This window comes from Desulfoconvexum algidum (assembly GCF_055382125.1).
Genome location: NZ_AP042394.1, coordinates 3,033,984 through 3,048,263, shown reverse-complemented (window position 1 = coordinate 3,048,263; position 14,280 = coordinate 3,033,984). Strand labels below are relative to the sequence as shown.

At 36.1% G+C, this 14,280-nt stretch carries 16 protein-coding genes; 1 reads left to right on the top strand and 15 read right to left on the bottom strand.

Annotated elements, in window-relative coordinates:
- Positions 1 to 372: 372 nt before the first annotated feature.
- Positions 373 to 3,684, top strand: coding sequence for a translation initiation factor IF-2 N-terminal domain-containing protein (locus ACZ45G_RS14090; RefSeq protein WP_464179173.1), 3,312 nt, complete (start codon positions 373 to 375; stop codon positions 3,682 to 3,684).
- Between the two features lie 54 nt (positions 3,685 to 3,738).
- Here ACZ45G_RS14090 and ACZ45G_RS14085 read toward each other — a convergent pair whose 3' ends face one another.
- The 15 genes from ACZ45G_RS14085 to ACZ45G_RS14015 all read right to left on the bottom strand — a co-directional run bounded on the left by ACZ45G_RS14085 (position 3,739) and on the right by ACZ45G_RS14015 (position 13,863).
- Complete coding sequence (locus tag ACZ45G_RS14085) at positions 3,739 to 3,939, bottom strand: hypothetical protein (protein ID WP_464179171.1); 201 nt, start codon at positions 3,937 to 3,939, stop codon at positions 3,739 to 3,741.
- A gap of 139 nt (positions 3,940 to 4,078) precedes the next feature.
- Complete coding sequence (locus tag ACZ45G_RS14080) at positions 4,079 to 4,309, bottom strand: hypothetical protein (RefSeq protein ID WP_464179169.1); 231 nt, start codon at positions 4,307 to 4,309, stop codon at positions 4,079 to 4,081.
- On the bottom strand, positions 4,306 to 4,890 hold the full coding sequence (locus tag ACZ45G_RS14075; protein ID WP_464179167.1) for a P-loop NTPase family protein: 585 nt from the start codon (positions 4,888 to 4,890) through the stop codon (positions 4,306 to 4,308). The genes ACZ45G_RS14080 and ACZ45G_RS14075 overlap by 4 nt, the downstream gene beginning before the upstream one ends.
- 89 nt (positions 4,891 to 4,979) lie before the next feature.
- The gene (locus ACZ45G_RS14070; RefSeq protein ID WP_464179165.1) at positions 4,980 to 5,468 is read right to left on the bottom strand and encodes a JAB domain-containing protein; all 489 of its coding nucleotides are present in this window, start codon (positions 5,466 to 5,468) and stop codon (positions 4,980 to 4,982) included.
- Between the two features lie 97 nt (positions 5,469 to 5,565).
- Entirely contained in the window at positions 5,566 to 5,808 is a 243-nt protein-coding gene (locus tag ACZ45G_RS14065) for a hypothetical protein (RefSeq protein WP_464179163.1), read from the bottom strand.
- A gap of 13 nt (positions 5,809 to 5,821) precedes the next feature.
- Positions 5,822 to 6,748, bottom strand: a complete 927-nt coding sequence (locus tag ACZ45G_RS14060; protein ID WP_464179160.1) for a DUF932 domain-containing protein — start codon at positions 6,746 to 6,748, stop codon at positions 5,822 to 5,824.
- A gap of 536 nt (positions 6,749 to 7,284) precedes the next feature.
- Positions 7,285 to 7,770: a hypothetical protein gene (locus ACZ45G_RS14055; protein WP_464179158.1), complete on the bottom strand. Its 486-nt coding sequence runs from the start codon at positions 7,768 to 7,770 to the stop codon at positions 7,285 to 7,287.
- A 104-nt stretch (positions 7,771 to 7,874) separates the two neighbouring features.
- The gene (locus ACZ45G_RS14050; protein ID WP_464179156.1) at positions 7,875 to 9,734 is read right to left on the bottom strand and encodes an ATP-dependent helicase; all 1,860 of its coding nucleotides are present in this window, start codon (positions 9,732 to 9,734) and stop codon (positions 7,875 to 7,877) included.
- On the bottom strand, positions 9,731 to 10,024 hold the full coding sequence (locus ACZ45G_RS14045) for a hypothetical protein (RefSeq protein ID WP_464179154.1): 294 nt from the start codon (positions 10,022 to 10,024) through the stop codon (positions 9,731 to 9,733). The genes ACZ45G_RS14050 and ACZ45G_RS14045 overlap by 4 nt, the downstream gene beginning before the upstream one ends.
- A complete protein-coding gene (locus ACZ45G_RS14040; protein WP_464179152.1) occupies positions 10,021 to 10,845 on the bottom strand; it encodes a RecB family exonuclease in 825 nt (274 codons plus the stop codon). Before ACZ45G_RS14040 ends, ACZ45G_RS14045 begins: the two co-directional genes overlap by 4 nt.
- A 91-nt stretch (positions 10,846 to 10,936) precedes the next feature.
- Positions 10,937 to 11,935, bottom strand: a complete 999-nt coding sequence (locus ACZ45G_RS14035) for an SWIM zinc finger family protein (protein ID WP_464179150.1) — start codon at positions 11,933 to 11,935, stop codon at positions 10,937 to 10,939.
- Positions 11,936 to 11,962: 27 nt separating this feature from the next.
- A complete protein-coding gene (locus ACZ45G_RS14030; protein WP_464179148.1) occupies positions 11,963 to 12,304 on the bottom strand; it encodes a single-stranded DNA-binding protein in 342 nt (113 codons plus the stop codon).
- A gap of 378 nt (positions 12,305 to 12,682) precedes the next feature.
- Positions 12,683 to 13,342 (bottom strand): hypothetical protein, encoded by a 660-nt coding sequence (locus ACZ45G_RS14025; protein WP_464179146.1) that lies wholly within the window; start codon positions 13,340 to 13,342, stop codon positions 12,683 to 12,685.
- A 21-nt stretch (positions 13,343 to 13,363) separates the two neighbouring features.
- On the bottom strand, positions 13,364 to 13,585 hold the full coding sequence (locus tag ACZ45G_RS14020; protein WP_464179144.1) for a hypothetical protein: 222 nt from the start codon (positions 13,583 to 13,585) through the stop codon (positions 13,364 to 13,366).
- Between the two features lie 68 nt (positions 13,586 to 13,653).
- Positions 13,654 to 13,863: a hypothetical protein gene (locus tag ACZ45G_RS14015; RefSeq protein ID WP_464179142.1), complete on the bottom strand. Its 210-nt coding sequence runs from the start codon at positions 13,861 to 13,863 to the stop codon at positions 13,654 to 13,656.
- Positions 13,864 to 14,280 lie beyond the last annotated feature (417 nt).

The following is a 14,280-nucleotide window of genomic DNA, read 5'->3' as shown; positions in this document are numbered from 1 at the left end:
AATCCTACCGGTGTCCCCATTGCGGAAAATTTTTATTCAAAGGAAATGTCAAAAAACTGAATATGGTGTGTCATCATTGTCAGAAAATGATAAGTGCTGATGCAAAGGATCTTGTTAAATCTGAAATTGAATAAAAGTATTATGCTCGGATCATAATTTTTATCATTTTATATCCCTCCCTACTATTCAAAATCAAGATATCTTTTTGAAAAATCGGGGGTTTCCCGATTGACACTGCTGTTCTCAATAGATAAAATCAAAATTTCTATTTATATGGGCACCTCCGCTTTTAAATATAGCAGTTTATTACAAGGTTATTTTTTTTTGAATTGAGATCTAAAAAACTTTTTACACGATAGATACGAGGAATTAATGACAAAATTAAGAGTATCTGAATTAGCTAAAAAACTGCACATAACCAACAAATCTCTTTTAAATAAAATGCAAGAATTGAAGATTGAAGTTGAAAGCCATATTAGTGAACTGGAAGATAGTGATGTTAAAGCTATTATAATAGCTTTTATAAAAAGCCATCGGAGGTTTCAAAAAGATGAGGAGGCTTGGGACAATCTCAATGGAAACAATATTGAATGTGGGTTAGTTCAAGAACCTGCAGTCTGTGACACAGAATTATCCAAGGATAATAGTTGTTTTACTCAACCAGATCAAAGCCCAATAGAACCGGTGGGGATTTTTCAAAACACATCTTATTTAACTCAGAAAGAAACCTTAGGGAAAATACAAACAAGTGACGAAAATTACTTTATTACAGGAAAGGCTGGTAGTGGGAAATCAACGCTTTTAAAACAATTTGTAAATTCAAATAAAAAAAATGCTGTTATATTGGCACCGACAGCTATTGCTGCTATCAATGTTCGCGGTCAAACCATACACTCTTTCTTTAAATTTAAGATTGGACCCATTGAAACTTCACGTATTCAATCCGTTTCAGATAATACAATTTATGAAAAATTAGATATCCTGATAATTGATGAAATTTCCATGGTTCGGGCTGATCTTTTTGATGCAATTGATGTTTTTTTGAGAAAAAATCGAACAGACTCAAATTCACCTTTCGGGGGAGTCCAAGTCCTTTTATTTGGAGATCTTTTCCAATTACCACCTGTTGTTAAAAAAGGAGGGGAACATGATTTTATAGAAAATAATTATGGATCTCCATTTTTCTTTAGCTCAAGGTGTTATAAAAAAACTAATTTTCAATCACTTATAATTAATGAGATTTTCAGACAAAAAGATGAGAATTTTGTCAGGATATTAAATGGTATTCGCAGCAATTCCATCAATGATAATGATTTACGATTATTGAATAACGCATATAAGCCAAATATACACCACCATAATTATCCAGAGCATACTATTTTAACTTCAACCAATAAAATTACAGATAGAATCAATAACAACAATCTTAATCAAATCCCAGGTGAATTTATTTTTTATCACGGTCTTATCGAAGGGAATTTTGATTCCAAGAAAAACAATCTCCCTAATCCTCTTGTTCTTAAAGAAAGGACAAAGATTATGTTTATAAGAAATGACAAAAGTAAAAGGTGGATAAATGGAACCGTCGGTGTGGTATTAAAACTTTCAAAAGATGAAATTCATGTAAAAATATCCAATTCTACAGGGGAGGTTGTCAAAGTTGAACGGGAAACTTGGGAAGAAATAAAATATTCTTTTGATCAAACAAACAATGAAATAATCCAAGAGGTTAAAGGGAGTTTTTGTCAGTTTCCATTTAAATTAGCCTATGCAATAACTATCCATAAATCACAAGGATTGACTCTCGATAAAGTAATCATCGATTTAACTTCCAAGATTTTTGCACCTGGCCAGCTTTATGTGGCCCTCAGTAGATGTAAAGAGTTAAATCAGTTAATAATAACAAACCCTATACGCAAAGAAGATATCAAAGTTGATTCAAATATAATTAGTTTCTTTAGAAAAATCATGCCAGGGTTCGAGAACAATGAATCAGATAATATGAATAGGAATAGAAAGACAATTCAATCTGAACCCATGCAAGAATTTATTAAATGTGATTTTAACAGAACAAAAACTTTGAATTCAGTTAATGATGATATTCATCTAGGGTCGAGTAAAAAAACAAAATATAGACTTAGAAAGACTCCAATTAAAGTCATTGATTACGAAATTTATTCAACATTTTTTAGATTAGAGAAAAAAAAATATTATGGTCGTTCCGAGTGGAGTCTGATTAATCATATTCAGAATGAATTTAAAGACATTGATGATAAAATTATTATAGACGAAGCGACTGGACTCATGTGGCACAAATATAACAATGAGAATTGTATAAAGTGGGAGGTTCAGATTCCGGTGCCACCCGATTTAAAAAGAGACGAATTAAGGGTTGAAGTAAATAAATATTTGGATTCCATAAAAACCCCTGAATTCTCGGATTGGAGGCTTCCTACGGTAGATGAAATTTTATCATTACTGCAAATCAGAATTGAAAAGGGTGTTAGGTCGTATGCTCCTCCAAAATGGGCGGCACAATCTAAATGCTCTTTCCTTACATCCGATATTCTCGTGCGTGATAATATAATCTATCAAGGTGAACTTTTTGTAAATTATATCACATGGAATAGGGTTCGAGATGATATAATAAGATTTGGTCAATCTCCACAACATCGATATACAACGGCAACCGGACACCCAGATCAAACAATAACTCGCATAAGCGAATGGCATTTTTTTATTGCCGCGGTAAGAGATGTAAATTCTCAACGCCGTTATTCTAAGAAAGATGAAAACTTTAATATAGATCCTACTATCCATAATGTTATTGACAACCACGAATATTCAAAAAAACAACAAAATGAAATCAAAGTTTATGAACACAAGACTAAGACTTTGGGCAGAAGGAAACTGAGACCATTTGAACAACGGGTACAAGATATTTTAACCAGCAAAAAAACGCTTAACGATCCTCTTTTATCTGAAGAGGAAGAAATCGAATCTCAAACAGAAAAAGATATTACAGAAATAGAAGATAAAATATTAGATGATTTCGTTACCAAAATTAAAAAAGTAATAGAAGAAAATGGATCTATTTGGATAGGATATGGCAAACCATATAGGGAAACCCCAAACTCTGTTCTTAAATTAAATAATTCAGAAAGAACAATTCGTCCATTAAAAATTTATGAAAAATATGGCACTTGGTATATTGACGCCTTTTGTGAACTCAGACAGGAAAAGAGAACATTTAAATATGAAAATATAATGAACTGGGAATATATAATACCTGAGGATGAAATTGCCCTACCGCAGGATGCAGTTCACAATTTAAATCACGAATCAAATGAGGGTCATGCAAATAAAGAATCAACTGAAATAGGTTCAACCGAGAAAAATGTCAAAAACCAACAACAAAAGGATAACGAAAGACTTTACTTGATAAGAAAAGCAGAGCAAATAAATTATTTTAATGATAAAAACAAAAAAATTCGATTTTTCTTTGCGTTTAGTACATTAAAGTCAAGGATCGAATATATCGGGCTTATTGATTCAATTCGATATTTGATAGGTCAAGAAAAAAACATTGTTAAAACATGTACAAAGGCTATGATTGAAGTTTTTGGAAAAGAGAAAACAACAACTGCCTTTGAAAAAGTATTGATGGAAGAAAAAAAAGAATAACCCCTCTTCACACTACAGAGGGGGTATTCCTTTTCCATCACCAGCAAGTCCAAATCACGTCACATGCACATAATCCATGGTCACACAAAGCAAATTATTATAATCCCCTGCCATGGCTTCATCCTGATATTTGAATACATACTCCTTGTCGGCGCCAGCATCAATAAGCGCTTTTTTTACATGACCGATTATGGCGTATGCATTACCATTAGTATCGATCAATTTTACAACGGGTTTTTCTGTTGGTCCTGTCATATTTTTATCTCCAGATTTTTATGATTTATTTTTTGTTACAGGAAAGATTTTAAAGGTTATTAACCGGTCCAGAAGTTAAAAACTCCACCAGCAGTTAATAACCTCCAGCCAGTTAATAACAGTTATTATCCGTTAAGATTCAGATGTAGCCATTCTCGAACAAGAGGTTCCGAATCATTGTGGTAATAGGCACACCGCCCAATGTTTTTGACCGGTTAACCAACGCCACCTTTTCCGCAATTGTAAAATTAATGGTTATTTTTTGAGAAAGTTTTTCAGATCCTTTTTTAACAGGACGTCCACCCTCATTACCTGACAATTTCTTTAGAATCTGCCTGTCATTCTTTTTGAAAATCGAAAGATCTGTCATGATCCCCTCTCTTTCATATATCCAATGATCAAATCGAATTGATCAGCAACAGCATTGAAATGGTATTTTTTCAATCCACCTTCAGATACCATTGCACGAACAGATTTCTTTTCTTTAAAAATATTGGGTAATGATTTTGATTGCTTGATTTCAAAGACAGGCAAATCAAAGAATCGTTCCATGGCAGCTCTAATATCTTTCATATCCCCAGGCGTAGTCTGATTGGCAACAATGATCACATTCTGATTCAATTCCAGTAGTTCTGTGATGGTGTCAATTGAAACTTGGATATTGATAAATCCTTTGATCACCGGCACCAGGACAAAGTTAGATTGTTTGATTGCAGATATTGCACGTTTATCAATATGACCGCCCAGATCAAAAATAATATTATAGTCGTCAGGAAATGCGGGAAGGATCTCATCATGGTGGATTTTAAGAATTCTATCTTCATCCAGCACTTTTTCAATCGGAGAATATATATCATTTGTGACCATTGAATACTCCAAGGTAAGCGCCAGATTCAGGGATAGAACTGTTTTTCCGACACCTCCTTTGAAATTATAGACAGTGGTTTTCATAGGTTAAAAACCTCCATAAGTTAAAAACTTTTAAAAAGGTAATGACAGTTATTATCTGTTAAAAACTTCAATTCTGATTTTGGGATAAATTACGCAAACAGGATCTCCTTCATGCGGGTATTAATTTTTTGGATATATCCGGAATCAGCCATGGAATGATAACTATCACCAACGATTATGTGATCATGTAGTTTAACGTCCATACTCCAAAGAGATATGCCCACCTTCATTGTGATTTTTTTATCATCATTGGAAGGTTCTGGATCTCCTGTGGGATGGTTATGAATCAGAATGACAGCAGTTGCCTTGAGCAGGATAATCAGTTTTATTATTTCACGGGGATAAACTATTGAATGATTGATCGTACCCTCAAACATCTTTTCAATGGCAATGACCCTGTTTTTGGTATTCAGAAAGACACAATACATACTCTCAACATCATCCTTTTCAGCGAAGATGGGTTTCATCACATTAAAAACGTCCTTTGGTGAAAAGAGCTGTTTGCCTTTCGAAGATTCCTTTACCATTGATGCAAACTCACCGGATTTGAGAGCAGCCCAGAATTGATTTTTCTCCATTTGTTTTGATCCTTATAAAATGAAAAACCCTCAATGATCATTCAAAGAGGGTTTAGTTAAATTGATTTTGCGAACAGCGGTTCGTTATGTGGTCATGTTATTTAAACTTTGAAAATGATAATGAGACTTCATTTACATTAGAGTTATCATTATAAAAGGAACCAAGATACCAGTCATTGCCAACCTTAAATTTGAAATTAAATTTTGATTCTGCCCATTTTTCCAAAGGTCTTTGATTTAGACTTGGCACTTCATCAAAGAAAGAATCTTGTTTTATAATGCCATTGGAAATCTCAGGAACTTGATTAAGATTTAATTTCATACAGTTTATCATTCCCATGTTTAATTTTCCTTTAATTCACCATTGCCAGGATATTTCCGCCGGTTCTCTGAAGTTTAAAACTGGATTCAGCAGATAACTCTTTATATTGGGCACCTTTTGTATAAGCTTGAATTACATGAAACATTGTATTCCCGACATCATGACACCATCCCCATGCTACAGATTCTTGCTCGACTTTGTTCAGCTGAAATTGCCTGTTAAAACTGGCCATTGAAGATTCAGGGTTATCAACTGGACTATCCATGGAGATTTTGAATAGCTCCCTTTTATTGCCAAGCTCTGCAGATACCTTCTCCAGGACATTAGGGAATTCTTCCAGGATCTTGGTGGATACATGGCGATAAGATGCTGATACGCCAGATGTGGATATGAGTCCATTGGTACAGATCAAACGAAGGATATAAGCAGATATACTCAACGATGCCAATCCCACTTCAGAATTAGAAATAGATATCCCCGGGGTAAACTTATCGCCATTGATATCAAATGATCTGGCACCATCCGGAATGGATAGGGACATGAATTCGGGATCAAGAGAGCACTGGACTTTCGTTTCTGGTTTATACCCCATGGAATCAAGTCGTTCCAATGCTTCAAAGTTATCCACTGGCACATACCTTGGGGTGAATATTGCCCGAACATCATCACCATCAAACCGGAAAAACAATTTTGTATTCTTCTCTTTTTCAATCCAGTAATTTAAATTTTCCGCTTGAATTTCCTGAGGGCATTTTTGAAGGTACTGGTAGGGGATTCCCAATCTATTTGAGATTGATCTTTGGGCAACTGGTCTGACTGTATGAGATTCTCCTGAGATCCTGATAAGATCCAGACTGTCAAATTCAATCTCTTTGACATCTACATTATTATCAACGCAATTGGCTGACATTACATCAACTCGATCATAAACTTTTTCAAGTGTGGTTTCATGCTGCATGATTTTATTCTCCTTTAGTTTGATTCTAAAAGCGCAGTATCCTGCGTATTGTTCCCGATAACACATGGGATGCATTCTCAGGCGCCTGCGAATTTTATTGATTTAAAATAATTTGAGTTAGAATCTGGGAGATATACCTTGCACCACCGGGTATATTATATTTCCCCTGACGACTCTACAGGGTGCATATCCATAAAAGCGGACGGGTGGCTCCCAGATGGGTTCGATTCTGTTATTGATTTTTGATTTTAGTTGAAAATTTAGTGTTGTTGAGAAGCTTGCTGAGGGTGCTAAAATGGTTTGAGATGGTTTCTGTATTAATATGGGACTAAAGATTTCTCTCTTTCTGTCGCCAGGTCTTCAGTATCCGGGCTGAACAGTACAGTTTGTCTCCCACTGTTTTTTTACGGCACTGGTCAGTTTCTTTGATCCGACAGTTACGAACTACCATTATTTTAAACGCCTCTTTCAACTTTTCGGTGCTTAAAGGTTCAAATGGATAAGCCATGTTTGTTTCCCCTTTTTATTAGAATATCTCAGTTGTCTTCTGGGATAAAAGGTTCACCCAAATCAAAAAGACAGATTGTCACTGGCAATGAAATAGTTGGAAACAGCATCTCCATTTCTTCTCTGAGCATATCAGCAGTATTCCCATATGGACTTTTTTCACTGCGAGTTGAGGGGAGCAGCAAGATTCCGGATTCAACCGTTCCCTTATCATATCCCAATTGTAATCTGAATAATCCAGTATGAAGGTATTCATAAGAAGAAAAACTACCATCCATTGCAATATCTCCTTTAACACCTTTATACCGATACCTTCGCCCAGGCAAAATGTTCAGATCCACACGCTCTTCCATCCAATCCATGGTATCCAAAGCAGCCCGGAGTATTTCTCTGCGATACAAAGTGCCAACCAATTGTTCAAAAAGGTATTCACAGGTAATGGTTACATCTTTGAGCATTTTCTTTTCTTTCAGGATCTTTTCCGCATCCCTGAAATGAATAATTTCAAAATTCATTGTTTTCATCTCCTTTTTCAGTGGTTTTGATTTTTTCGTTATAAGGGTTAACGATTTTACGGTAGGTTAAAATTTGTTATATTTTTGCTCGTTTAAAGATAGGTCTACTTATCTTCAGGTTCTTTGATACCAAGGATCTCATCAATGAATATTGATTTTTTAGAAGTCTGATTCAGATATGACAGGGGATAGGATAAAAATAACAATTCCATAGCCCTTGAAATAGCAACAAAGCAAATGCGGCGCTCTTCTTCAATATTCCCTTTGGCACTTGGTAATAAATCCTCAACCATACCGATGACAAAGACAACACGAAATTCCAATCCCTTTGACTTATGGATGGTCATCAAAGATACGCCATTCTTATCTTCACTGATACTGCTGTCCTTGAAAGAATCGGTATATTCCAGGAATGATTTTATATCCTTATACCTGGAGGAGGACAGTTCCAATTGATTCAGATTTTCAATTACAATGTCATCAATCGTTGGCATATCCTCATCCAATATGAAACGATCATAATCAAGATTATTTCTAAGCAATTTCAATAACTCTGATGGCGCAAAAGTATCAACAGACAGGATCAAAGGGTCCATAAGATTAATGAATTCCTTGATATTCTTTCTGATGAAGGGAGTATCAAATCTGGTGGACTTTAATCCCTGGTATAGATGGATGCCTTGTTTGCCACAAAACTCTTTTAATTCCGCTTTGGATTTATTGGATATGTATCGAACCGGCGCATTGAGAATGTTAAGAAGGCTGTCATCTCCGGCATCTGAATCTGGGTTATTTATTACCCTAAGATAATCCAATAAGATTTTAATTTCCCGCCTGTTATAGAAATTACTGCCACCCTGAATATAAAAGGGGATCTTGTTCTGGAGAAATGCCTCTTCAGGATATAATGATTGAAAATTTGCCCGATATAAAACTGCTATTTCCTTGTATTCATATCCTTTTCTTTCAACAAGGTCGGTGATTTCATTTACCAGACTCAATGCCTCTGTCATTTCATTGGAACTCTCCAGAACAATAACATCATCTCCATCAACATTATCTGTTTTGAATTCTTTATGGATCTGTCTTTTGAAATGATTGGCCAGGTCACTGCACGCCTTCACTATTTTCTTTGTGGATCTAAAATTCAAATCAAGGATAAACTGCTCGGACATTGGGAACATGGTTTTAAAATTTAAAATATTCCCAACAGAAGCGCCGGCAAATCCATAAATGGACTGGTGGTCATCACCGCAAACCCAAAAACTGGAGTTCTCCTGGTTATCTGAGATTAAAAGTTTAAGCAAACTGAGCTGGCATGGATTTGTGTCCTGGAATTCATCAATCAAAATGCTGTTGAACATTTCAAGGTACTTCTCTCTAATTTCATCTTCATTCTTTAACAGCTCATAAGTTTGAATAAGCAGGTCATCGAAGTCCAGGAGCATCTTTTTGAATTTGATATCATCATAGGTTTCATAGATGTCAGCGATCTTCATCATGGTTTTATCATTGGCAAATAGATCCCTGAATTCATCCACAAAAATCAAATTGTTTTTAGAAAGTGATATTTCCCGAAGTACGGTTCCAACGGTCAGATCCTTTATCCTCAGTTGTTTCATTACCTGTTTAATTAGAATAAGTTGTTCCTTCCCAGAAATAATTCCGAATGTCATACCCTCCCTTTTTAAAAGGAAATAGCAAAATGAATGAATGGTACTGAGATGGACCCTTTCAGATCTATCACCCAATACTTCAACCAGGCGGTGTTTCATTTCTTCAGCAGAATTGCGGGTAAATGTGAGACCCAAGATATTCTCTGGTGCTATCCCATGCTTGTTGACCAGGATACCTATTCGTTCCATCATTGTTCGAGTTTTTCCAGATCCGGGTACTGCGATGACAGCCACGATACTATTCTTTGATTCAGCGGCTTTTAATTGCTCAGATGTTAAATCACTCATGCTGCTTGCCCTCCTTCTTTATGAGCATTTTTTATACAATTGATCGCCATCTTGATCCTAAATTTAGTTCCAAGGATTTTATTCAACTGGGAAGACGTTTTATCCTCCCGAATTATTTTTTGTAATTTCTTGGCGTATTCTTTGTGAAGTCCATCAAGAAAACTGATTACCGCTGTTGGTGGGTGCTTTCTCAACATCAATTCCACATTTACAATCTGGTGTCTTCTGTTTTCATCTTCTTTATAAATTGTCAGAAAATTTTGAATATTTTCAATTTCTTTTGTACTCATGATGCTCTCCTTTCATTGAATCTTTCACTAAACCATGAATCACAAGCAACTTTGTATGAACAGTTCTTACATTTCCATGATGTGTCATTGGGGATAAATACGCCTTTTTGTATTCCTTCCCATACCTGTACCGATTTCCGGATTAGTCTATGCTCATCCAATTCAGATCTTGTGGTCCAATACTGCTCGAACTTGGGTTTTAGTGTCTTGATCAAGGTGTCAAATTTCAATAGAATTTCCCGATCCCCATATCCCATAGATTTGAGTGCTAATTGATAAAGGGTTAATTGCTGGTTTTGATCCACATCAGATATTGAATAAGCTTTTCCACTGGTTTTATGATCTGTTACAATGATGGTGCCAGCATGGTCTTCCTCGATAAGGTCCATGGCACCAATGAATGGAATTGGAATCCCTGGCAAACAAAAACTAAAAGCTTCTTCAATTCCAATGATATTATAATTGTCGTCGGGTAATTTTTGATACCAGACAGAAAGAAGATCTTTCCCCATCATGAGCATGGATTTAAAATCATGACCTTTGTTAAATTGAATGTCAGTCTTATCTTCAGCTCTGTTTCTCCATGTTTTTTCAAAGATTTCATGGACATCTTTCAACAGCAATTTCTCACCTATCATTTTTTCCCGATAATAATGCTCCAAGGTAATGTGAATAGCTGACCCGAATTCCATGGCATCTGATTTCTGTTCCATTGGTATATGATCAATTTTGGCAAATTTATACATGAGAGAGCATTCCACGTATGTCCCTATGCTGCTCGCGCTCAAATGTTCTGTCTTTCTCAAATCACTTAGAACCATTTTAAGTTCCTCCATAAAAAAAGGGACAAGACGCACCAATACACAGTGAATCTTGTCCCTTTACGAGTTGTTATTGATTTTGTTTTAAGACTTATGCCGCCTGCTGGAGAGTCCGGATAAAAGCTGAGGCGTTCGCTGAAGATAATTTCTCAAGAGTGGTACCAAAATCTTCCATAACCAAATTACCCAGGTCTTCAACTGAGATACCCCTGCGGCGTGAAAGGTTATAAATTGCACGCTGTTGCGCTTCACTCATGGCTGGGGTTTCTTGATTTGCTTTTGAATCCTGTGCTTTAGTACCATTTGAATCTTTTGCTTTAGAATTTACCTTTTCAGCAGGCTGGGATGTTTTTTCAGTTGGCGCTGCAGGTTTCTTTGCTTCAGGTTTCGGCATGGCGGCTGCAGGTTTGGGTTTCGCATTGGTGGCGGTTGTAGGTTTCCTGGTGGGTTTTTTAGCAGATCCAGAACCAACGACATCATCCATAGATTCCAATTCTTCCAGACAGGCAATGGAAATATTACACATGTCCCGAAGACATCGACCTTTTGCCCTGGTACTGGCCATTCGAATCAGGTGCTTTGCAATCAGAGGAGTACAATTACCAGGATTTGCATCACCGATATCTGAAAAGACCTTTCCATTTCTTCCCTCAGCCACAGCTCGGCAAATCGCTTCATTTCCATTTTCTTTTGTTGGGAACTGCAGTAACTCCACTTCAAGTTTCAGAAGACCTTTTTGATTTGCCAGATCCAGCACCCCCGCATATAAGCAAAACTGTTTTCCTTTGATATCCTTAACAAAACTATCTTTCAGCTTTGGGGTATTTTTATCCAGAAATTTTGCTGATTCAATGCCATCTTCTGGAACTGAATTTTCAACAGCGAGGATATGTTTGCAGACAAATGCGGGATCTGCTTTATGATTCTTGGCAAAGTCCCCACAGGTACATGACTTCTCATTTTCACCGATGGCAACATTATATAAAATCTTGCCTTTGCTGGACTCAACGAAAAATTGTCCCTCTTCGCTCTGCATAACCCTCAGCTGGTTTGCCTTAACATTTCGTTTCTGAATTTCTTTTGCGGTCATTGTTCATTTCTCCTTTGTTAATTGTGTTTAATATTGATTGTCATCTCCATTGTTATCGAAGCCACGTCCATCTGTTTTTATGAACTCAAGGGAGTTGCAGAGGATTTGAAAATTACTTTTCTTAACCCCTTCATCTGTTTCCCATTTATTTTCATCAAGGGTTCCGATAATACCTACCCTGGCGCCCTGGTGAAGATGCTTCTCTGTCAACTCAGCAAGGCGACCAAAACAAACTATCTTGATCCAGCTGGTTTTCATTTTTGATCCTTTGAATGCTATTGAAAACTTAGCAATGGGTTTACCTTCACTGGTGAAAAATATTTCCGGATCTTGCCCGATGTTCCCAGTTAATACAGTTTGGTTAAGCATTTTGTGGTTCTCCTTTTTTAAATTTTGATTTAAATTTTCTTTTTATGGTGAACGCCATGAACGAAGCAGTTAAAATGAAAATGACTGCTGATACATATGGCGGTAATAAAGATAAAATGAGATGCAATCCCATGAATGGAACCATCAATCCTACAAGGTGATACTTCTTAAGAATCTTTAAAGTATGAATGATCAGATGTGACTTGGTAATCCCCATAAATGCCATAGGATTTATTTTAAATCCTTTTAAATATATAGTTCTTAAGCGTTTGGGGATGGTTGAATATAAGAATAGTCCTGCATCTCCAGTGAGGTGAATAAAGACTCGTCCTGTGTTCCCAAATTTTGAAATTAATTTAGTGGCTAACTCAAGATATTTTATGCTGCGGATATTGGAAAGAATTGCTGTGGTGCGGGGAATGCTCCACGAGTTTTTTTTAATAGGTTAAAGATCAATTTTGATTCTTTGAAAGATAATGCTCCCTTCAATACTTTCTTGAGAATGCTATTGTTACCAGCAAAGCTTGAAATCCTCCTCAAATATTTAACTGAATTCTTGGCAAATGATACAGAAACATCCGCATATGGCTGGACAGACAGAAAGATCCCGACCCCTGATAAAACAGCAACTATTGAATCAGTCTTTTTATTGGTGAGAAACTTCCATGTCTGTATTCCAAGATCCCTTATATCTCCAACAACGAAGAAGTCAGAAACAATGGCACCAATGCCTGAAAATGTATCCCAGACTCTTCCTGTTACGGCACCCATTGCAATAGCTTTGAATTTTTCAGCAATTGAATATTCAAGCTCTGCTTTAAGCTCTTCAATCTTTTGGGGCTCAATGGTTTTATTTTCTTCATAGAATTGGACCAGATCCAGCGCCTCATCTCGTCTGTTCTGGGATTGTAACTCTTTAATCTTTTTGATTGGATCAAATGTTGACCCAGTAACCTGATAACAAAGTGTAATTCCCGATGAAATCATCAAGATTATTACAAATAAATATACTAAAAGTTCAGAAAGGTGTTTTTTCAATAGGCGTGTTTCCTTTTTTGGCTAAGGGTTATTGTTATCGATATTGTTTTCTGGATCATCTCCTTTCAGGTCTGATGGTTTTGGTGGTGTTCTAATCGTAGGATTGATTTCAGAATTTCTTAATTTTTCTAAAAGTGTGGGGTCATCTTCTTTTCTTAATAAAATATTTTTTGCAAAATAGATCACAAATGCAACGATTGCGAACATGATTAAAATGTACCAGGGGTTTGTTAAAGTCAGCATGACAAATCTCCTTTTCAGCAGTTATTGTAGTTTTTTCGATAACACATTATTACTGAAATTGTTTGATTTTAATCCTTTTTTTCTTTGGTGTCATCTCCTTTCAAATCTGATGGTTTTGGTGGTGTTCTGATTGTAATGTGGACATCTGCTTCACGAAGTCTTTCAAAGAGAAGGGGTTCTTCTTTTGTTTTGTAACGGAATTTAATGGCCAGATAGATCAGTGCCAGGATGTTAATTGTTGTGATTGCCAGAAACCAGGGGTTGGAAATAAAATCCATTGGTTGTTCTCCTTTATTGGTTAGATTTTGGGTTAAAAAACGGCGGGATCATAAGTTCCTTATAGTCATTAATATATATAACTACCTGTTTTTATATTGAATTTTGGGTTAATTTTCCTATAATTTTAGGTGTTTGGAGGGTATATTGGGGGATTTTGAGCAAAATTTTTTTTGCAGATGTTTTTTGATTTCAGATTTGTATTTTGGGATTTTTAGTTTATGTAACAAGAGCGGTTACCAGGATAGGATCTTGCCATGTGGAGAGAGAAAAAAGCAATCTTACTGTGGAAGAAATGAGTTGCCATTAAAATTTTGACAAATCACTTTACTGTTTTTTTTAAGGTGGGGTGGGCGAGGACATATATAGTCCACAGTGGAAATTTCCAGGATACCGGTTTAAATCAGAACCGTTTTCTT